Here is a 20821-nt window from a genome sequence, read left to right on the forward strand (position 1 = left end):
GGCGATCTGGTGGTGACTGTCCGCTCGTCCGACCCGCGTTTGCGGGCACAGACAACGGGCGTTTCGTTCGGCTGACCATAACCGTCTCCGTGCCAATCGTGGGCTTTCGCAAGCGCGAAATAGCGGCCGCAACAGGCATGCGACAGTTCCATGACGACTATCAGTAGAAGTTTGCCTGTCATAAAATAAATAGATTTTACTTATCGATCACCAATCCCCAGAGTTGACCCAACGACGACATCCACAAGCGCTACAGGGCCGCAATGTCCACCGGCGCGATCGTCACAGTGCATCGCAGAATGTGCCAACAATCAAAGGGGAACTGAGCATGAAATCGCGCAACGCAACTATCGCAATGGCCTTCGCCGCGGCATTGATGTCATCCGCCGCCTTTGCCGAAACCTCCGAACTGACAGTCTATACCGCCATTGAAGCCGAAGATCTCGCCCGCTACGCCGAGACTTTCACAAAGAGCCATCCCGACATCAAACTGAACTTTGTCCGCGACTCCACGGGTGTCGTTACCGCCAAGCTGTTGGCCGAAAAGGACAATCCGCAGGCCGACGTTGTCTGGGGCCTTGCCGCTACATCGCTTCTGGTGCTGAAGACCGAAGGCATGCTTGAGCCCTACGCGCCAAAAGGCGTCGAATTGCTCAAGCCGAAGTTTGTCGACAAGGACACGCCACCGGCCTGGGTTGGCATGGACGCCTGGGCGGCTTCGATCTGCTTCAACACCGTGGAGGGCAAAAAGCTTGGCCTCGCCGAGCCGACCAGCTGGAAAGATCTTACCAAGCCGGAATACAAGGGTCACATCGTGATGCCGAACCCGGCCTCGTCCGGCACCGGCTTCCTCGATGTATCGAGCTGGCTGCAGTTGTTCGGCGAGAAGGATGGTTGGGCCTATATGGATGCCCTGCATCAGAATATTGATGCCTACACGCATTCTGGTTCGAAGCCGTGCAAAATGGCCGCCGCCGGTGAAACCGTAATCGGCATCTCGTTCGAGTTCCGCGCCGCGAAATCGAAGAAGGAGGGCGCTCCCCTCGATATCGTCATCCCGTCCGAAGGCATCGGCTGGGACATGGAGGCATCCGCGATCGTTGCGGGAACGAAAAATCTCGAAGCCGCCAAAACGCTGCTCGACTGGTCGATCAGCAAGGAGGCCAACGAGATGTACAATGTAGGTTATGCGGTTCTGGCTATGCCGAATGTCGCCAAGCCGGTCGAATTCCTGCCCGCAGATATCGAGTCCAAGATGATCGACAATGACTTCGAGTGGGCGGCCAACCACCGCAAGGCCATTCTCGACGAGTGGACGAAGCGCTACGACGCCAAGTCTGAGCCCAAGAGCTAGACGCAGAGCATTTCGACAGGGCGCCGTCAGAGCGGCGCCCTTCTCGTAACTCTTCCCGGATGGTCAAAATGAGACACGAACCCGTCGCTGATCTATCGGCAACGCTGGCCGAGGTGCATCCCATGACCGCTGCCGGCAACACGGCTTACCTGCGGATCGAACATCTCTGGAAGGCCTTCGGCGAGTTCCATGCGCTGAAGGACATCTCGCTCGACATCAACGAAGGCGAATTCATCTGCTTTCTCGGCCCTTCGGGTTGCGGCAAGACCACGCTGCTGCGCGCCGTCGCCGGCCTCGACCTGCAGACCAGAGGCGTCGTCCGCCAGGGGGGCAGGGATATCTCAACGCTGCCGCCGTCAAAACGCGACTACGGCATCGTGTTTCAGTCCTACGCGCTGTTTCCCAATCTGACGATTGAAAGGAACATCGCCTTTGGCCTGGAAAACACCAAACGGCCGCGCGCCGAGATCGATGCCCGCGTCAAGGAATTGCTCATGCTGGTCGGCTTGCCCGATCAGGCGAAGAAATACCCAGCGCAGCTTTCCGGCGGGCAGCAGCAGCGCATCGCGCTCGCCCGGGCCATCGCCACCTCGCCCGGCCTGCTTCTGCTCGACGAGCCGCTGTCGGCGCTCGACGCCAAGGTGCGCGTGCACTTGCGCCACGAGATCAAGGGGCTGCAGCGCAAGCTCGGCGTCACCACGATCATGGTTACGCACGACCAGGAAGAAGCATTGTCGTTGGCCGACCGCATTGTAGTCATGAACCATGGCGTCATCGAGCAGGTCGGCAGCCCGACTGAAATCTATCGCCATCCCAGGACGCTGTTCGTCGCCGATTTCATCGGCGAGACCAACAAGTTCGATGCGACGGTAGGAGCAGATTCGGTAGGCTTCGGGACGAAGGCTTTCAGATGCGCGCCGCACAGCTTTGCGAACGGCGAAGCAGTCGTCGCCGCCATTCGACCGGAAGACGTGATTCCACACGGGCCGGGTTCGCGCTCGCCTGGAGCACCCGATGTGGTGAAGACTTCGGAAAACCTGATCGAAGTGACCGTCGGTGAAATGGAATTCCTGGGTTCGTTCTGGCGCACCCGGCTGCGCGGCGGAGAGCTTGGAGACGAGATTCTGATCGCCGATTTCTCGGTCAACGCCACGCGGCGTCTCGGCCTCGCCGAAGGCGGAGCGCTAACGGTGGAACTGCCCGCCGACCGACTGCTTGTCTTCCCGCAAGGAGAGCGCCATGGCGGCGGCAACTGATATCCTGATGCCGTCCGGTCGGGCGCTTCGACAGTCGCTCGACAAGGACGAGTTGATCAAGCGCGGCCTGCTGGTCGTCATCTCGTTCTATCTGGTCCTGTCGCTGGCAGCCCCGCTCTACGTGATGCTGTCGAAATCGTTCTCGACCTACAGCTTCGATCTTGGCGCGTTCGAATTCCAGGTCAGCGACAAGCTCGGCAATTTCGGCGAGCCAGTGACGGCCGCCGCTCTGAACGAGAAACTCGCCGCGGTCCCGCTAGAAAAGCTTGCGACCAGTTCCGATGGTCGGCTGCCGGCCACCAGCTTCTTTCCGGATTTCAGTTTCCGCAGCCCGGTCAAATACAAGGTCCGCGGCACCACCGATGACGCTTATTTCCTGATCGGCACGCAACTCCATCGCGGCACCGAATGGCAGGAAGTCGATTCGAACACCTTTCGGCGCATTATGCTGAGGCCCGCGCGCGAGCTTGGGTTGGACAACTACACAACCTACTTCTCGACGCCAACGCTGTTCCGCTCGATCCAGAACTCCTTCCTGATCGCGCTGATCAGCACCATCATCACGGTCGGCATAGCCTTCGGCTTCGCCTACGCTTTGAACCGAAGCAAGATGCGCTTCAAGGGCCTATTCAGGCTCATCGCCATGGCTCCCATCCTGGTGCCGTCGCTACTGCCCGGCATCGCCCTCATCTATCTGTTCGGCAACCAGGGCCTGTTGAAAAGCGTGCTTGGCGGCATATCGATCTACGGTCCGTTGGGGATTGTCGTCGGCTCGATATTCTTCACCTTTCCCCATGCTCTGATCATTATCTCGACGGCACTGGCGATCTCCGACCAGCGCCAATATGAAGCCGCCGCTTCGCTGCGCGCCAGCAAGTGGCGGACGTTCTGGGTCGTTACCATTCCGGGCGCGCGCTACGGTTTGATCTCCGCGGCGTTTGTCGTGTTTACGCTCGTCATCACCGATTTCGGCTTGCCGAAGGTCATCGGCGGCCAGTTCAACGTGCTCGCCGTCGATATCTACAAGCAAGTGATTGGTCAGCAGAATTTCGAGATGGGGGCGGTGGTCTCGGTCATCTTGCTGATCCCGGCCATCGCCGCCTTCGTCGTCGACCGCCTGGTCCAGCGTAGGCAGGTTTCGCTCCTGTCGGCCCGCTCGGTGCCTTACGAGGCAAAACCCAATCGCCGCTTCGACCTGGTCTGTCTGGCTTATTGCAGCCTGGTCGCGTTGTTCATCGCCGGCATCATCGGCATTTGCCAGTACGCCGCGCTGGTCAAGTTCTGGCCCTACGACCTCAGTCTCAGCCTGAAGAATTTCGCGTTCGGTCGCATGGATGGCGGGGGCTGGGCTTCTTACTACAACTCGATCACGCTCTCGTTGCTGACCGCTGTGTTTGGAACCGTCATCGTCTTCGTCGGCGCTTACATCGTCGAAAAGACCGAAGGCTTCAGGACCGGACGGGCAGCCTTCCACTTCCTCGCCATGCTGCCGATGGCGGTGCCGGGGCTTGTGCTTGGCCTGGCCTATATTTTCTTCTTCAACAATCCGGCCAATCCGCTGCACGCGATCTACGGCACAATGGCGATCCTGGTCGTCTGCACCGTGACGCACTTTTACACGGTCGGTCATTTGACGGCCCTGACGGCGCTGAAGCAGATCGATCGTGAGTTCGAGCCGGTCGCGGCCTCGCTGAAGCAGCCTTTCTATCGCCTGTTCACGCGGGTGACAGTGCCGATCTGTCTGCCGGCAATCCTTGACATCTCGATCTATCTTTTCGTCAACGCCATGACGACGGTTTCCGCGGTGGTCTTCATCTATACAACACACACGGCGCTCGCCTCGGTTGCAGTGCTCAACATGGACGACGCTGGCGACACCGCGCCTGCTGCTGCCATGGGCATGATGATCTTCTACACCAACGCATTCGCGCGGATCATTCACGTGGCTGTTTCGAAAGGTATCCTGAAAAGAACTCAGGGTTGGCGGGTACGATAATGAAATGCTCTAGGACTTTCCCAAGTCTCAGCCCTGCGTCGGCCTGCGTTCGACGATGTAGATGTGGTCGGCCGCCAGCACCACTTCGCCGCGCTGGTTGATCACCTCGCAGCGTTCGATCACCCGTCCCGACCCCGGCCTCTTCGGGTCGTCTTCCCTGGCCGCAATTGTGGTGCGCGTCCGGATCGTGTCGCCGATGAACACCGGCTTGATGAAGCGCAACCGGTCGTAGCCGTAGGAAAAGGCGACAGGGTTGATGACGGTTGCCGTCAGCCCGATGCCGACCGAGAACACCAGCGTGCCGTGCGCGATGCGCTGGCCGAATGGCGTCGTCTTCATGAACTCGGCGTCCATGTGGTGCGGGAAGAAATCGCCGGTGTGGCCGGCATGGACGATGAAGTCGGTCTCGGTGATGGTGCGGCCGCTGGTCAGGCGCGACGCGCCAATCTCATAGTCTTCGAAATACTGTATCTGTTCCATCAGGGTCTTTCCGCGATCGGCGTCGCCGGTGCCGCACTCGACTGATACGCCGCCTCGACCAGCGCCATCGTGCTCCAGGCATCCTCGACCGGACTGATCAACATAGCATCTTCTCCGGTGGCAAAACGCTGGACATTGGCCATGCGGCCGACGAAGGCGTCTGGAAACCACTCGCCGGCCAAGGGCACCGCGACCCAGTCCGTTCCACCCTTGGGGTAAATCTCCAGCACATCCGGCTCACCTGTGGGATAATCGAGGTTGAGACCCAGCTTGAGATAGGCGGCACCTTCTGTGCCGCAGATGCGGAACTCGCAGGCCTGGTGCCGGCGGCCGAACTTATGGTCGTGGTTGATCGACAGCGCGCAGCGCACGGTGTCGCCATAGTCGAGAATGGCGCTGGTGCGCGTCTGCGCCACGGCATGGTTGGGATGGCCGAGCGTCTTGGCGTGCACACCCTTGGGGTCGCCGAGCAATTGCCTGATCAGGTCGAGATAGTGGATCGAATGCATGGCGATCTCGACGCGCGGCGCCTTGAGCAGGAATTCCCAAAGCTGCCATGGTGTCGCCAGCGCCAGCCAGGCGTCGAAGTCGACGATCTCGCCGAGCCAGCCCTTGCCGATAGCACCCTTGAGCGCCAGCATCATCGGCGCGAAGCGCAATTGGAAGTTCACCGCTGCGTGCAGCTTCCGGGCACGGCAGATCTCGAGGATCGCGGTCGCCTCGGCAAGATTGCTGCCCATCGGCTTCTGGATCAGCGCCACTGCGCCATCAGGCAAGGACTTCAGCACATCGGCATGACGCGACGGCGGGGTGGCAAGATCGAAGATCGCGCCCTCGACGGCAGCAGCTTCTTCGACCGAGCCAAAGGCCGTCACGCCCCATTGGCTGGCCAGTTTTTCAGCCCTGGCGTGGTCGGGATCATAAAGCCCGGCTACTGGAAAGCCGGCCTTCCTGTAGGCCGGGAAATGCGCGTCGCCGACGATCGATCCGGCGCCGAAAGTGACGATCGGCCGGGGTTTTGAGGGTTTTGGCCAGGATTGAACGAGCAAGGCAGGGTCGAAACCGCCTTCAATCATGATGGAAGACCTCGTCCATCTCGGCCCACCACTCGCCCTCTTTGCGCGTCGCCAGCGGCTCCTGGCATGGCATGCAGACCGCCCACCATTCCTGCGTCTTCGGATCGGCCGCCATCTTCGCCATGTCGGCTTCGTAGTCGCTGCCGTGATATTCGAAAGTGCTGAACAGCAGGTTCTCCGGCCGCTTCAGGTAGATCGAATAATTCTTGATGTTGCAGGCGGAGATCATGGCCAGCACGTCGGGCCAGACGGCGGCATGGAGGCGGACATACTCATCGACCTTTTCCGGCTTCAGTCGCAGAACCATCCCCATCCGCTGCATGCCCGTCTCCTATTTCGTGATCGCCGTGGTGAATTCGGCGATGCTCATGGCCTTGACCGCGTCCCAGTCCCAATCGATGCCGATGCCCGGCTCGTCGGGCGCCAGCGCCTGGCCATCCTCGATCCGCAGGCGCTTGCCGGTCAACTGGTCGAGCTGCGGAATGTACTCGACGTATCGGCCGTTCTGAACAGCGCAGGTCAGGCTGACATGCAGTTCCATCAGGAAATGCGGGCAGACCGGAATGTCGAAGGCCTCCGCCGCGTGCGCGATCTTGAGCCAGGGCGTGATGCCGCCGATGCGGCCGACATCGACCTGCACGATCGAGCAGGCGCCTTTCTGCATGTATTCGCGAAAATGGCGAATGGAATAGAGCGACTCGCCGATCGCGATCGGCGTCGGCGTCGAGTTCGACAACCGCACATGTCCGTCAATATCGTCGGCCGGCAGCGGCTCCTCGATCCAGGCGAGGTCGAGTTCGCGCAACCTCGCGGCGCGCCGGATCGCCTCGTCGATCGAAAATCCCTGATTGGCGTCGGTCATGATCTCATAGCCGTCGCCGACAGCCTTGCGCACCGCCGACAGGCGCGCAAGATCCTCCGACCCGTGCGGCCTGCCGATTTTCACTTTCGAGCCGCGAAAGCCCTTCGCCTTGGCGGCTAGCGCATCGTCAACCAGCGCCTGCGTCTCGATGTGCAGCCAACCGCCTTCGGTCGTGTAGAGCGGGCAGCGATCCTTGGCACCGCCGGCCAGTTTCCACAGCGGCAGGTTCTGTTTCTTGGCCCGCAGATCCCATAGTGCCGTGTCGATCGCCGCGATCGCTATAGCGGTGATCGCGCCAATCGTGGTGGCATGCGTGGCGAATTCGAGATCGTGCCAGATCGCCTCGATCATGTCGGGGTCGCGGCCGATCAGGCGCGGCACCAGATGGTCTGACAAAAGCCGCATCACCGACGAGCCGCCGGTGCCGATCGTGTAGCTGTAGCCGGTGCCGACCGCGCCGTCGGAATCGGTGATGGTCACGATCGGCGTTTCCTGGCTGACGAAGCTCTGGATGGCGTCGGTGCGTTTGACCTTGGGCACAAGGTCCACCATCCGAAGGTCGACTTTCTCGATTCTGGTCATGCCGATCAGCTCCGCAATGTCTTTCCGGTCTCAGTGGCAAACAGATGCGCCTGCGACATGTCGAGGCTCATGGCGACGCGCTCGCCCGGCCGGAGTGGCCTCGGGTTCAGCATGCGCGACACCCAGTCCGTACCGTTGAATTCGACGAACACCAGCGTCTCGTTCCCGAGCGGTTCGGTAACGGTGATCGGCAGTTCGATCTGGTGGACGTCTGCCGCGCCACCGGAACTGATGCCATGGCCGGTTGGATAGATGTCGTCCGGCCGTAGCCCGAACACAACCTTGTCGCCGGTCGTGACATTGGCCTTGAACTGAGCGGGCAGCGGCAGCTTTTCGCCGTTGGCGAAAACCATCTGGCCGTCATCGATCGTGGCCTCGTGCAAATTCATCGGCGGCGAACCGATGAAGCCGGCAACGAAGCGGGTTGCCGGCCGCCGAAAGACCTCGTCGGGCGTGCCGACCTGTTCGATATGGCCGTCGCGCATGATGACGATGCGATCGGCCAGCGTCATTGCTTCGACCTGGTCGTGGGTGACGTAGATCACCGTCGACTGCACCTTGGCATGCAGCTTCTTGATCTCGGTGCGCATCTGCGTGCGCAATTTGGCGTCGAGATTCGAAAGCGGCTCGTCGAACAGGAAGACGTCAGGATCGCGCACGATGGCGCGGCCCATGGCGACGCGCTGGCGCTGACCGCCGGACAGTTGTGAGGGGCGGCGATCGAGCAACGTGTCGAGGCCGAGGATGGCCGAGGCTTCGGCGACACGGCGCTCCATGTCTTCCTTGGCGGCACCTGCGATCTTCAGAGAGAAGCCGAGATTTTCGCGCACCGTCATGTGCGGATAGAGCGCGTAGGACTGGAACACCATCGAAATGTTGCGCGAGCGTGGCGGCAGGTCGTTGACGATGCGCCCGCCAATCTCTATCGAGCCGGCGCTGATCTCTTCCAGCCCGGCGATCATCCGCAGCGTCGTCGACTTGCCGCAGCCGGAGGGGCCGACCAGCGCGATGAATTCGCGGTCGGCGATGTCGAGATCGATGCCGTGCACGATCCCGACAGCGCCGTAGCGCTTGGTCAGCTTGGTGAGGGTAACGGTTGCCATGGTATCAGCCTTTCACCGCGCCGGAGGTCAGGCCGCCGACAAGGTGTTTCTGGACGACGTAGGTGAGGGTGAGCGCCGGGATGATCATCACCACGGCCAGCGCGCACATGCCGCGCCAATCGATGGTGAACTCGGCCGTGTAATCGAGCAGGCCGACCGGCAGCGTCTTGGCGCTCACCGAACGGGTCAGCTGCGAGGCCAGAGCGAACTCATTCCAGCAGGTCAGGAAGGCGAAGATCGCGGCCGACGCGATGCCCGGCCCGGCAAGCGGGAACTCGACCTGCCAGAACGCCTGCCAGCGCGTGCAGCCATCGATCTGCGCGGCCTCCGCGAGGTCCTTGGGCACCTGACGGAAGAAGCCGTCGATCAGCCAGATCGTGAACGGCACGTTGAGCGCGACATAGGCAAGGATAAGCCCGAAATGGGTGTCGATGATGCCAAGCCGCACATAGAGGAAAAACAGCGGCAGCGAGAGCGCAATGCCCGGCACGGTGCGCGTCAGCATCAGCCCGAGGAAGACGCTCGATTTGCCGCGGAAGCGGTAGCGCGCGAACGCATAGCCGCCGGCCATGCCGATGGCCACTGCAATGACCGTCGAGGTCACCGAGATGATCAACGAGTTGCGGAAATATTCGATCACTGGAATGCCGCCTTTGCCGATACCGCTGAACATGGCGACGTAGGCGTCGAACGAAATCTCCTGCGGGATCCAGACCGGCGGCTTGGCCATGATCTCGACCGCCGGCCGCAGCGACGAGAGGACGATCCACAGGCCCGGCAGGCAGATCGTCAGCATCGCCAGGAACAGGCCAATGCGATAGACGATGCCCAGCAGCCGGCGCTTCAGGCGGGCGGAAGAATTCTCGTCCATCTTCACCACTCCGCACCAATCTGCGTGCGCGCCGCGGCGAGCTTGTTGAAGAAGTAGACGGTGAAGGCGATCGACAGCAGGATCGAGAAATAGGCCATGGCGTTGGCCATGCCCATGCGCCCGTCGCTGTAGGCGGTGCGGGCCACCAGAGTCCATAGCAGTTCGGTGCGGCCCGCCGGTCCGCCATCGGTCATGATCTTGACGATGTCGTAGGCGCGCGCCACGTCGAGCGAACGGATAGTCATGGCTATGTAGGCGAAAGGCATGACGAACGGCCACGTCACATAGCGGAATGTCTGCCACGGCGTGCAGCCGTCGACACGCGCCGCCTCGATCGGCTCCTTGGGCATGGCGAGTAGGCCGGCGAGGATCAGGATGGCGAAGATCGCCGTCGACGACCAGATCTCGGCGATCGAAATGGCGATGAAGGCGAGATGGCCCTCGATCAGCCACGGAATGGCGTCTTGCGTAATGCCGAGCGACTGCAGCGCATTGTTCACCAGGCCGATATTGTCGTTGAACATGAACTTGAACTGGAAGCCGACGAGGATCGGCGAGAACATCATCGGAAACATCATCAGCGTGCGCAGGATGCGCTGGCCGCGTGTCGCTTTCTCGACCAGCATGGCAAGCCCAAGGCCGAGCAGCATTTCGAGATTGAGCGCGATGGTCAGCAGCAGCACCGTGCGGCCGAACGCCCACCAGAAATCGGTGTTGGACAGGATCGAAAGATAGTTCCGGATGCCGATGAAGACGTAGAACGTTTCGGGCCGCGTCAGGCGGAACGGCGTGAAGCTGGAGTAAAGGGACAACAGCAACGGCACAACGACAACCGCCGCCAGCACGATCATGGCCGGAAGCAGCAGCAGGAATGGCGCGGATGGCTTGAAGCCCTTCATCAGAATCCTTGAGGTGTTTGCATTTGGACGGCGGTGCGTGGGCCGGGGGCGATGGGTTAGCGCAAACCGCTGGCCGCGAAAACGCGATCGCCTCCCCCATTTCTGGTGGGGGAGGCAGCCCTGGGAGCCCGTTTCTAGAGCTTGCCGGCGTCCTGGAGGATTTGCGTCGCCTTGGCGGCTGCATCGTCCAGTGCCTGCTTGGAGGTCTTGTCGCCGAGGATCGCCGCCTGCAACTCGGGATAGACGGCGTTCGAGATCTCGATCCATTCAGGCGTCTGCGGCACGGCAAACGCGTGCTTGGCCTCTTCCTGGAAGGCGGTAAGAACCTCCTTCTTGTAAGGATCGTTTTCGGCCTGCTTTAAAACCCAGTCCCACACTGCGGTACGGGTCGGCAGCGGCCCGGCGGCGGCCTCGAGCTTCTGGCTGTCTTCGTTGGTCAGCCACCACACCAGGGAAGCCGCGGCCTCCTTGTTGGGGCAGTTCTCGGTCACCGAGAAGCCATGGAAACCGGACCAGCCGGTGCGCTTGCCGGACGAGCCCTTCGGCGCGACCTTGACGCCGACATTGCCGGCGACCTTCGACGACTTCGGGTCGTTGAAGAAACCGGCCCAGCCCGGCCAGTCGAGGTTGATAGCGACGGTGCCGGACGCAAAGCCCTGGCCGAGATCGTCCCAGAGGTAGTTGGTCGTGCCGGCCGGTACGGCCTTGGCCTTGTAGAGGTTGACGAACCAGTCGAGCGCCCGGATGCCGGCGTCGGAATTGAAGACCGGCTTGCCATCCTTGTCGAGATACTCGCCGCCTTCAGCGACAACCATCTCGTAGAAGCGGCCGTTGATCGCCTCTTCTTTGCCGGCGAACTGCGTGCCGTAGAAATTGGGTGGGTTGGCGAAGAACTGGGCTTGGTCGGTCACTTCCTTCCAGGTGTCCGGCGGCACCAGATCATAGCCGTATTTCGCCTTGAACTTGGTCTTGTTGTCGGCGTTCTCGTACAGGCTCTTCTGGTAGTAGAGCGCCGAAACGTCGAACTGCGCACGCGGCAGCATCTCCAGCTTGCCGTCGATGGTTGCGGACGTGATCGTCGACGGCACGAAAGCGTCGATCTCTTCCTTGGGCAGCAATTTGCTGAGGTCGGTGTAAAGGCCCGTATATTGCGGCGCGAAGGACGAATGGTTCCAGCCGACGCACCAGTTGGTGCTGCCGGAGGCGATGTCGGACTTGAGCTCCTTGTCGATATCGAAGCCGTTCTTCTTGGTCAGGATGTTGACCTTGGCGCCGGTCGCCTTCTCCCATTCGGGAATGCGCTCGTAGAGCTTTTCATATTGCTGGCCGCCGATCAGCTTCACGTCGACGGTCACGCCTTCGAACTTGCCGGGCAGGTCGCCGGCAAGGGCAGCGCCCGCACCTGACGCGAGCAACAATGCACCGGCGCACACGCCGGACAGCAGTCTGTTCATTGGTATCCTCCCTTGGCGCCGCCTCCGCGGCGACCGCAACTCGTCTGATGACAAGAAGTGCTACATTCATATACAAACAAAACATTCATAGACACGTCAAGGCGAAATTTGTTTCCGCCGCGCACGTTCCTGCGTATATGAAGGGTGAAATTCACTGGAGGATGAGCCCATGGACGACAGCGAAGACGAGCGCTATCGCGCGCCGGCGCTCGACAAGGGGCTCGATATCCTTGAACTGCTGGCGGGCGTCGACGGCGGCCTGACCCAGGCCGAAATCGCCAAGAAACTCGACCGCAGTCCCAACGAATTCTATCGCATGCTCGACCGGCTGGTGCGGCGCGGCTACGTCACGCGCCTCGATGGCGACCGCTATTCGCTAACGCTCAAACTGTTCGGTCTGGCACAGTTGCACGCGCCGGTACGGCGGCTGGTCTCCTATGCGACGCCGCTGATGCGTGAACTTGCCGAGACATCGCAGCAGGCCAACCAACTCGTTGTTTTTGATCGCGGTTCTGCCGTCGTCATCGGCCAGCAAGAAGCACCGAACTACTGGGGCATCTCGATCCGGGTCGGCTCGCACATCAGCCTGTTCGACACTGGGTCGGGGCATGTGCTGCTCGCCTTCCGCTCACCGGAAGAGCGCCAGATGATGATTTCCGAACACGTCCGCAGCACCGACAAGACGGCGCAATCGACCGAGTTCTTCACCCGTCTCGACCAAATCCGCGACCGTGGCTACGAGATGATGGCCTCGATGCAGACAGCCGGCGTCTTCAACCTGTCGGCCCCGGTCCGCAGTTCCGACGGCAAGGCGATCGCCGCGTTGTCGATTCCCTACATCACGGTGGTCAACGCGCCTTCCGCGCCCGACATCACCAGGACGATCGAACTGTTGCTGGCAACGTGTGAAAAGCTGTCGCACCTCGCTGGATCAGCAGTCGGCTCATCGGCGTGAATTCTTATTTGAATGAAGAATTCCCCTGTGAGATGCTTTGAAAGCCAGAGGAGGAGCCTCACCATGATCATAGATACCCATCTTCACCTCATCGATCGCTCGGCCCTGCGCTATCCCTGGCTCGCCGGCGTGCCGGCGCTCAACCGCGATTTCTCTTATGAAGACTACGCGACGGAGGCGCAGCGTGTCGGCGTCGAGCGCGTGCTGCATATGGAGGTCGATGTCGATGCGGCCGACATCGAAGCCGAGACCGCTCGTGTGGAAGAACTGTCACGGCAGCCAGGCAGCATGCTGGCCGGGGTTATCGCGTCCTGCCGTCCTGAGGAAGGGGATTTCGCGGCCTATCTCGAACGGCAGCGGGCAAACCCGTTCGTAAAGGGCTTTCGCCGCGTCCTCCATGTCGTGCCCGACGAGCTCTCGGAAGGTGCGGTGTTTCGCGACAGCATAAAGCGGCTTGGCGGCACCGGTCTGACCTTCGATCTCGTCGTGCTGCCGCACCAGATCCCCAAGGCGATCGCGCTGGCCGATCTGGCACCAGATGTGACGTTCATCCTCGACCATTGCGGCGTCCCCGACATCAAAGGCAAGAGCGAACATCCATGGCGCGAGCATATGAGCGACATCGCCCGGCGCCAGAATGTGGTAGCCAAGATTTCCGGTGTCGTCGCCTATGCCGATCCGGGCAACTGGACGGTCGAGACGCTGCGGCCATACGTCGAGCACACCGTCTATTCATTCGGCTGGGACCGCGTCGTCTGGGGCAGCGACTGGCCGGTCTGCACGCTAGGCGGCGGCCTGTCGACCTGGGTGGCGGCGACCCATGCATTGCTCTCGGGCTGCAGCATTGCCGAGCGCGACAGGCTGTTGTCCGGGAATGCCCGCAAGCTGTGGCGGCTCGACTGATTGGTCCTTTCAGATGGTTGTCGAGACGTGCCGTTCGCGGCCATAGAGCGAAACCAGCAGCACGATGACGAAGCCGAGCGCGGCCTGCACCGCTGCGGGCTGGAAGCCGAGGCCGATCAGCAGCGTGTTGATCTCGGTCAGCACCAGCACGCCGGCGATCGTGCCGAGATAGCTTCCCCGGCCGCCGACAAGTGCTGCGCCTCCTACGACGACCGCCGCGATGGTCTGGAACAGATAGGGCTGGCCGACATCGCCATAGGCCGAACCGGTGAAGCCGAGCAGCAGCACCCCTGCCACGGCGGCGAAGAAAGCGCTTGCCGCATAGGTGATGACCCACATGCGAACCGGGTCAATCAGCGCCAGTGGCGCCGCGCCCGGATTGCTGCCCAGCGCGTAGAGCCGGCGGCCATAGGGCGTTCGCTCCAGCACCAGCACGACGAGTGCGGCCAGCACGACCAGGCTCGGCACCAGCCACGGCACCGGCAGCGGTCCGGCCGATCCGCCGATCGACACGAAGCTGGAAACCGCTTGCGGCGCGGAGCCCGATGGGAAGCCGGCTGTCCACAGCAGCACCAGCCCTTGCACGACCATGCCGATGCCGAGCGTGACGATCAGCGGCTGGATGTCGAGACTGCGCGAGATCAGCCCGTTCAGCCCGCCGATGATGAGCGCCAGCGCACCGACAAGGCCGCAGACCACAACAAAATTCCAGCCGTCGCCATAGAGCTGCGCCGCCACGACATTGGCAAAGCCGATGACGAACGGGATCGACAGATCGATGCCGCCCATGATGACGACCAGCGTCTGGCCGATCGAGGCGACGGCAAGCAGCGAAGCGAGCACCAGCATGGCGCGTATCGCAAACGGCGCCGAATAGCCAGGAATGAGGACCGTGCCGGCGAGATGCAGAAGGGCGGCGACGCAGAAGGCGCCGACGACGCGGGCGTTGGTTGTGGCGAAGAGGTTTTGGCGCAAAACCATGTCAGCGTCTCCCCATGGCAAGACGTTCCTGCAGCGCTGTCAGCATCACGGCCAGCACCAGGATCGCGCCGTAGGCGATCTGCAGCACGAAGGTCGAGACGTTGAACGTCGTCAGCACGCTTTGCAGCAGGAAGATGTCGATGGCGCCAATGGCTGCACCGGCGACGCCGCCACGCCCGCCGGCCAGGCTGACGCCGCCGAGCGCTACGGCGGCGATGGCGATCAGCGTGTAGGTCGGCCCGATGTTAGGGTCGGCGGAGCCGATCAGCGCGGTCAGCATCAGCCCGGCGCAGCCGCCCAGGATGCCGGTCATGACATAGGCGATGAAGCGCACGCGCGTGACATCGACGCCGGCGGTGTAGGCGGCCCGATCGTCGCTGCCGACCGCCATCAACTGGTCGTAGTAAGGCGTGCGCCGCACCAGCCACCAAGCGATGAACATCAGTGCCAGCGGAAGCATCGAGAGCGGGCCGGACAAGGCCTTGAGCCAAGCCGGCGCCGGGCCGATCGGCGCCGGCAGGATCGTCAGCGTGACGCCGGCCAGGATCAGATAGGTGCCGAGCGTGGCGACGATCGGCTGGATGCGCACGATTGTCGCGAGAAAGCCGTTCGCAGCACCGACCAGCGCGCCGACGAGCAACGCCGCCGGAACGAGCACCAGGGGCGATGAGATGCCGGTGCCGAGGAACAGCACCTGGATCGTCAAAGCGTTGACGAAGCCCATCAATGGCCCGACCGAGATGTCGATTCCGCCACGCCCGGCGAGGATGACAGGCGTGGACGCAATGGCCGCGCCGATCAAGGGCGCGGCCAATCCGACCAGCGCCCCCCAGGAACCCGGCTGGAACCGCCCCGGGCTGAGGATGAGATTGACCGCAAGCAGCACGACCAGCAGCACGACCGCGAAGCCGAAATTTCGCCCAAGGGACAGGAGGCGCGCAACAGGGTTCATGCCGCACGTCCGAACATGGCTGATATCACGCTGTCGGTGGTGAGCGCGTCGCCAGAGATCTCGGCCGCGACTTCGTTCTCACGGAACACCAGCACGCGCTGGCACAGGAGAAGAATCTCCTCGATTTCGCTGGATAGGATGACGAGCCCCATGCCGTCGGACGCCAGCCCGCGAAACACGTCGTAGAGCACATGCCGCGTCGCCACGTCGACGCCACGCGTCGGATCGTTGAGGAGCAGGATCGCGGGCTCCAGCGCCAAGGCACGCGCCAACAGCACCTTCTGCTGGTTGCCGCCCGAAAGAGTGGTGATCGGCGCATCGGGCCGGGGCGCCACTATCGAGAGTTTTTCGCGATAGAGGTCGTAGCGCGCCTTGCGTGCCGACGGGCTGATTAGCCCGAGCCGCGTGTCGCGCGACAAGGTCGAGACGGCGAAATTGTCGAGCACCGACTGTGTCGGGAAAATGCCGTTGGCGCGTCGGTCGCGCGGCAAATAGGCGATGCCGCTGGCGACAGCCTTGCGAAACCCGGTAATCTTTCGGGAGGCATCTGATGAACCGAGTTCGATCGAGCCGCCATGGGACGGTTCCAGGCCGGCAAGCATCTTGAGGAACAGCTCCTGGCCATGACCATCGAGACCGGCAAGCCCGACGATCTCACCCGGAGCGATGGCCTGCGTGATCGGGCTGGCGCCGGGCGCGATGACGAGTTCGCGAACGGCAAGACCACCAAAATCGAGAGCAGTGCGATCAGCCATGCGCCAATTCCGCAGCGGTACGTGGCGCCATCGCCTTGAGAAGTTCCGCCGGCGTGGAAGCGCCGCGCTCTTCGGTGCGCACGACGCTGCCGCCCCGCAGGATCGAGATGCGGTCCGAAAGCGACATCACCTCATCCATGCGGTGGGTGATGAACAGGATCAGGCAGCCTTCGCCGGCAAGCGCACGCATCAACGAAAAAACCGATTCGCGGTCGGCGAAGTCGAGCGCGGCGGTGACCTCGTCGAGGATCAGGATCTTTGGGTTGCGCACGATCGCGCGGGCGAGAACGACCAATTGCTGCGCGGCAAGCGGCAGCAGGCCGGCTGGCTTGTCGAGGGGGACGTCGGTGACCGCGAAGCGCTTCAGCGCGGCTTCCGCCCGGTCACGGCGCTCATGGCGGGGAACGGCACGTCGGACCAGTCCGTCGAGGCCGAGCAGGATGTTGTCGGTTACGCTGCGGTCCGGCGCGATCAGCACCTCCTGGAATACCGTGGCGAAGCCTTGCGCCTGGAAGGCCGATGGATTGGCGCCAGGGAATGGCTTGCCGTGCAGCAGGATCACACCGCTGTCCGGCTGGACGATGCCGGACAACAGCTTGACCATGGTGCTCTTGCCCGAACCGTTCTCGCCCAGAATGGTGTGGATGGTCCCCGCCCGGAACGCGATCGATGCGTCCGCGAGCGCGATCGTCTCGCCATAGCGTTTGGATATGGTTTTGATTTCAAGCATGTCACAATTCGATGCTGGCAGGCCGGCTCCGCGAAAGGAGCCGGCCTGTTGAGAGACTGGTTCGCGCAGCGTTATTTTGCGCAGGCGTCGGGGACCTTCGAATAATCCCAGCCCTTGGTCGGCGCCGGGTTCGAGAAATAGGCGTCGAGCCATTCCTCCGGCATCGGATCTTTCGGCGGGATCGGGAAGATCGACACGGCATCGGTCGTCATGCAGTCCTTGTACCAGGCACCGAGATCGGCGGTGTGGACAGGTGGGATCGGGATCAGCAGCGTGTTCAGCTTCGGCTTCTGTCCGTCGAGCATGCGCTCGCCGACGCGGAACAGCGTTTGCGCGGTCCAGTGCGGCAGAACCGCATGGCCTTCGAAGCGGTACTTGTCGGGGTTGGCCTTCCAGTAGCCCAGCGCATCGCCGGTGATCGAGCCGGTGATCAATGGCGCCGGCCGGCCGGCTTCCGCGAAGGCTTCGGCAACGACACGGCTCTCGCTGCCTGTCGTCCACACCGCATCGATCGGCGCCGGGTTGGTGGCGATCGCCTGCAGCACCACTGTCTTGGTGACGTTGGCCGTCCAGTTGCCGTTGACGTTGCGCGAGATCTTCAGCTTCGGATTTTCGGCCAGCGCCTTGTCCGCGCCCTGGCGCTCCTGCACGACGATCGGGTGTCCCGCGATGCCTTCGACCAGAAGGATTCTGGGGCCGTCCGGCTGCGCCTTGCCGATCGCCGCCATCATGTCATAGCCCCAGCGCGCATAGTTGGAATCGACATTGATCGCGTTCGGGCTGGTCACCGAGCCGGCCGCCGTGATGAACGGAATGCCGGCCTTGGCGGCAGCGTCGATGGCGTCGTCAAGCGCCGTCGCCGAACCCGGGATCGAGGTGATGATCGAGCACTTCTTGTCGATGAAGGCGCGGATCTGGTTGATCTGCTGGCTGGCGTCATTGTTGGAGTCCGACACCTCGAAGCTGGAGACGGTGCCGTCGGCGATTAGCCCGTCGACAAGGCGCTTCAGTTCCTTGGTCACCGTGACCCGCCACGGATTGCCCTGATATGATTCCGAGTGGCACCATTTCCACGGCTTGGGCGGCGCGGTGAAATTGTCCCAGGCCGAGGGCAGCACCTTCTGGGGCGCGCCGTCATACTGCGCCTTGAGTTCGGTCGGCAGTCCACCGATGACGCCTTGCACATCCTGTGCAAAGGCGGTCGTTGCAAGCGAGGCAAGCGCCGTTGCGGCCAGCAGGCCGCGGATCATTCCTGTCATTCTTGTTCTCCTCCGTTCGGTTTGGTTCAGGCTCCTCCACCGGCAGCGCCGGACACCTGCGCCGGGGAACTCTCCCGAAACAGGCGATTGAGATCGGCAACGACCTGTCGGGCTTGATGCCGGGAGGTCATGCCGGAAAGGATGCGTTCGGAAGCCGCCTGCTGGAACGCCATGTAGCCGTCATGGCGCGGCCGCACCCATGCGCCCTCCAGCGTCGCTCGCGTATCCCGATAGAAGTCGCCGGTCGCTTCATTGACGGCTTGATCTTCCCAGGCCGCTGCATGGCCGGGCTGGCCCCCGGCGGCGGCATAGGGGCCGCGCTGAACATCGCCGCTCGCGACCCAATAGGCGAAGTCGATCGCGGCATCCCTGGCTCTGGAAAAGGCTGAAACCGCTATGCCGGTGCCGCCAAGCGCCGAACCGACCGGGCCGCCGGAACCGATGACCGGAACATCGGCAAAGGCCAGCCGGTTCGCTCGAAAGCCATCCGTCGCATAGGACACGTAGCCATAGATCAGTGGCGCGCAAACGAACCTGGAACTGGCCTCCGCCATACGTTCGGAGACGGCAATCGGGTCCATCTCGAAACACGCGGGATCGACCAGCGCTGTGATCTCGCGCATTGCCTCGAAGACTTGGCTACCGATCTCCACATCGATCAGATCGTCGGATGAATCGGTCGTGCAGGAATGCCCGAGATTGCCGGCAAGCGTGTAGAAAACCATCAACACGTGAGGCGGCCGCAACGGCAGCAGCACGCGGTCTTGACGGGCGAGATCGAGCACCTCGCTCCAGCGCGCCGGTGGCGCACTGATCGCATCCGGCCGCCATGCCTGGACTTGGGTTGCCGCATCGATCGGGAAAGCCCATTGCCGTCCTTGCCAGTTGTAGCTCGGATAGGACTGGCCGACGCTGCCCGACGCAAGGGCCGTGCGTTCCGCCTCGCGTCCGGCGACATCCAGCGGCTCCAGGCAGCCTTCGGCCGTGATCTGGCCGACATGCGGATGGTCGATGACGATGAGATCATAGGCGCGCGCCAGTTCCTCGACCGGAAAGGATTCGAAGTCCTGAAGCGAGCGCTTGTCCCATTCGATCACGACGCCGGTCTTCTGCTGCCATAGCGACGAGCAGGCGACCATCGGATCGTAGCCACGCGGATGGCTCCAGGTCATGCCCTTGAGGATGGGCACGCTCACAGGCCGAACTCCGCGCGGATGGCGGCACTGTGCTCGCCGATGCGGGGCGCCGCCCGATCGACCTTGGCCCTTATGCCATCGACCCGGAGCGGCGAACTGGTGGTGAGGATCGAGACATCGTCCTCGCGCGTCACAGTCTGCAGCATGTCGAGCGACTGGAACCCTTCGCTCGCCAGCATCTCCGGCCAGGTCAGCACTTTGGCGCACCAGATGTCGGCCGGCTCGAGGATATCAAGCCACTCATCGATGGTCTTGGTCGCGATCCGCTGCGCGATGATCGCCTTGATGTCGTCGCGCGCGGTGAACCAGGATGCCGGCTTGTCGCGATAGGGTGCGAGTTCGCTGAGCGACAAGAGATCGGCCAGCTTGGGGATCGGCGTCATGGCGATGGCGAGGTAGCCGTCCTTGGCCGGATAGACACCGTAAGGCGCCGACAGATAGGCATGCGCACTGCGGAAACTGGAGCGCCTGGGCAGCCGGCGGCCGTCATTGAGATGCGTGGTCAGCACCTCGAACTGGAAATCGACAAGCGCTTCCAGCAGGCTGGTTTCGATGTGGCTGCCCTGACCGGTGATACCGCGCCGCACCAGTGCGGCCAGAATGCCCTGCGCACAGGCCGCACCGGCCAGCATGTCGCCGATGGCGAGGCCGAATGGCACCGGCCCCTGGTCCTCGTCGCCGTTCAACCACATCACGCCGGAACGCGCCTGCGCCAGGAGATCCTGGCCCGGGCGTTTGACCCACGGGCCGTCCTCACCATAGCCGCTGATCGAGGCATAGACCAGGCGTGGATTGATCTTGCGGACCGCCTCGTAGTCCAGGCCGAGCCGTTCGATGACGCCCGGCCGGAAATTCTGGATCAGCACGTCGGCCTTGGCCAGAAGGCCGCGCAGCGCCTCGAGGTCGGCCTCGTTCTTGAGGTCGATGGCAAGACTTTCCTTGGCCCGGTTGATGGCATGGAAGATGGTGGAATCGCCGCCGATCTCGGTGTCGCTGAGATAGAGCCGGCGCGACAGGTCGCCGCCATCCGGGCGCTCGATCTTGATGACGCGCGCGCCGAGATCGAGCAGCCTCAGCGAGCAATAAGGCCCGGACAGGAACTGGCTCATGTCGACGACGACGAGACCGGCGAGCGGCAATTCGGCTGCTGCCGGCAT

Annotated in this window: 20 protein-coding genes; 5 read left to right on the forward strand and 15 right to left on the reverse strand. The window is 62.6% G+C overall.

Features of this window, described 5'->3' with window-relative positions; genetic code table 11:
* Positions 1–328: 328 nt before the first annotated feature.
* The 3 genes from NP503_RS13200 (at position 329) to NP503_RS13210 (ending at position 4606) form a co-directional block, all read left to right on the forward strand.
* Complete coding sequence (locus tag NP503_RS13200; protein ID WP_127266991.1) at positions 329–1354, forward strand: putative 2-aminoethylphosphonate ABC transporter substrate-binding protein; 1026 nt, start codon at positions 329–331, stop codon at positions 1352–1354.
* A 122-nt stretch (positions 1355–1476) separates the two neighbouring features.
* Entirely contained in the window at positions 1477–2610 is a 1134-nt protein-coding gene (locus tag NP503_RS13205) for a putative 2-aminoethylphosphonate ABC transporter ATP-binding protein (RefSeq protein ID WP_127270136.1), read from the forward strand.
* Positions 2594–4606, forward strand: coding sequence for a putative 2-aminoethylphosphonate ABC transporter permease subunit (locus NP503_RS13210; protein ID WP_127269441.1), 2013 nt, complete (start codon positions 2594–2596; stop codon positions 4604–4606). The genes NP503_RS13205 and NP503_RS13210 overlap by 17 nt, the downstream gene beginning before the upstream one ends.
* A gap of 27 nt (positions 4607–4633) precedes the next feature.
* On the opposite strand, the gene NP503_RS13215 is transcribed toward NP503_RS13210, so the two are convergent.
* From NP503_RS13215 to NP503_RS13250, 8 genes are all read right to left on the reverse strand, one after another.
* Entirely contained in the window at positions 4634–5089 is a 456-nt protein-coding gene (locus NP503_RS13215) for a MaoC/PaaZ C-terminal domain-containing protein (RefSeq protein ID WP_164748657.1), read from the reverse strand.
* Complete coding sequence (locus NP503_RS13220) at positions 5086–6159, reverse strand: Gfo/Idh/MocA family protein (protein ID WP_206517064.1); 1074 nt, start codon at positions 6157–6159, stop codon at positions 5086–5088. The genes NP503_RS13215 and NP503_RS13220 overlap by 4 nt, the downstream gene beginning before the upstream one ends.
* Positions 6155–6484 carry an L-rhamnose mutarotase gene (locus NP503_RS13225; protein ID WP_127269444.1) on the reverse strand — a complete coding sequence of 110 codons (330 nt, stop codon included), beginning with the start codon at positions 6482–6484 and terminating at the stop codon, positions 6155–6157. The genes NP503_RS13220 and NP503_RS13225 overlap by 5 nt, the downstream gene beginning before the upstream one ends.
* A gap of 9 nt (positions 6485–6493) precedes the next feature.
* The gene (locus NP503_RS13230; RefSeq protein ID WP_127270133.1) at positions 6494–7606 is read right to left on the reverse strand and encodes a mandelate racemase/muconate lactonizing enzyme family protein; all 1113 of its coding nucleotides are present in this window, start codon (positions 7604–7606) and stop codon (positions 6494–6496) included.
* A gap of 5 nt (positions 7607–7611) precedes the next feature.
* A complete protein-coding gene (locus tag NP503_RS13235; protein WP_127270131.1) occupies positions 7612–8709 on the reverse strand; it encodes an ABC transporter ATP-binding protein in 1098 nt (365 codons plus the stop codon).
* Positions 8710–8713: 4 nt separating this feature from the next.
* On the reverse strand, positions 8714–9580 hold the full coding sequence (locus NP503_RS13240) for a carbohydrate ABC transporter permease (RefSeq protein ID WP_127267476.1): 867 nt from the start codon (positions 9578–9580) through the stop codon (positions 8714–8716).
* A 2-nt stretch (positions 9581–9582) separates the two neighbouring features.
* Positions 9583–10479 (reverse strand): carbohydrate ABC transporter permease, encoded by an 897-nt coding sequence (locus NP503_RS13245; RefSeq protein ID WP_023808865.1) that lies wholly within the window; start codon positions 10477–10479, stop codon positions 9583–9585.
* A 134-nt stretch (positions 10480–10613) separates the two neighbouring features.
* Positions 10614–11933, reverse strand: coding sequence for a sugar ABC transporter substrate-binding protein (locus NP503_RS13250; protein WP_127267477.1), 1320 nt, complete (start codon positions 11931–11933; stop codon positions 10614–10616).
* 169 nt (positions 11934–12102) lie between these two features.
* Between NP503_RS13250 and NP503_RS13255 the strand changes: the two genes are divergently transcribed.
* On the forward strand, positions 12103–12888 hold the full coding sequence (locus tag NP503_RS13255) for an IclR family transcriptional regulator (protein WP_127267478.1): 786 nt from the start codon (positions 12103–12105) through the stop codon (positions 12886–12888).
* Positions 12889–12951: 63 nt separating this feature from the next.
* Entirely contained in the window at positions 12952–13791 is an 840-nt protein-coding gene (locus NP503_RS13260) for an amidohydrolase (protein WP_127267479.1), read from the forward strand.
* Positions 13792–13800: 9 nt separating this feature from the next.
* Here the strand turns inward: NP503_RS13260 and NP503_RS13265 are convergent, their stop codons facing one another.
* The 7 genes from NP503_RS13265 to NP503_RS13295 form a co-directional block, all read right to left on the reverse strand.
* Complete coding sequence (locus NP503_RS13265) at positions 13801–14772, reverse strand: ABC transporter permease (RefSeq protein ID WP_127267480.1); 972 nt, start codon at positions 14770–14772, stop codon at positions 13801–13803.
* Position 14773: 1 nt separating this feature from the next.
* Positions 14774–15724, reverse strand: a complete 951-nt coding sequence (locus NP503_RS13270) for an ABC transporter permease (RefSeq protein WP_127267481.1) — start codon at positions 15722–15724, stop codon at positions 14774–14776.
* The gene (locus NP503_RS13275) at positions 15721–16479 is read right to left on the reverse strand and encodes an ATP-binding cassette domain-containing protein (protein ID WP_127267482.1); all 759 of its coding nucleotides are present in this window, start codon (positions 16477–16479) and stop codon (positions 15721–15723) included. The genes NP503_RS13270 and NP503_RS13275 overlap by 4 nt, the downstream gene beginning before the upstream one ends.
* Positions 16472–17209, reverse strand: a complete 738-nt coding sequence (locus tag NP503_RS13280) for an ATP-binding cassette domain-containing protein (protein ID WP_127267483.1) — start codon at positions 17207–17209, stop codon at positions 16472–16474. Before NP503_RS13280 ends, NP503_RS13275 begins: the two co-directional genes overlap by 8 nt.
* A 71-nt stretch (positions 17210–17280) precedes the next feature.
* Positions 17281–18468 (reverse strand): ABC transporter substrate-binding protein, encoded by a 1188-nt coding sequence (locus NP503_RS13285; protein ID WP_127267484.1) that lies wholly within the window; start codon positions 18466–18468, stop codon positions 17281–17283.
* 26 nt (positions 18469–18494) lie between these two features.
* A complete protein-coding gene (locus NP503_RS13290) occupies positions 18495–19664 on the reverse strand; it encodes an extracellular solute-binding protein (protein ID WP_127270129.1) in 1170 nt (389 codons plus the stop codon).
* On the reverse strand, positions 19661–20821 hold the full coding sequence (locus tag NP503_RS13295; RefSeq protein WP_127255131.1) for a CaiB/BaiF CoA-transferase family protein: 1161 nt from the start codon (positions 20819–20821) through the stop codon (positions 19661–19663). Before NP503_RS13295 ends, NP503_RS13290 begins: the two co-directional genes overlap by 4 nt.

Origin of the sequence: Mesorhizobium sp. SEMIA396 (genome assembly GCF_024518615.1) — a bacterium.
Taxonomy (GTDB): Bacteria; Pseudomonadota; Alphaproteobacteria; order Rhizobiales; family Rhizobiaceae; genus Mesorhizobium.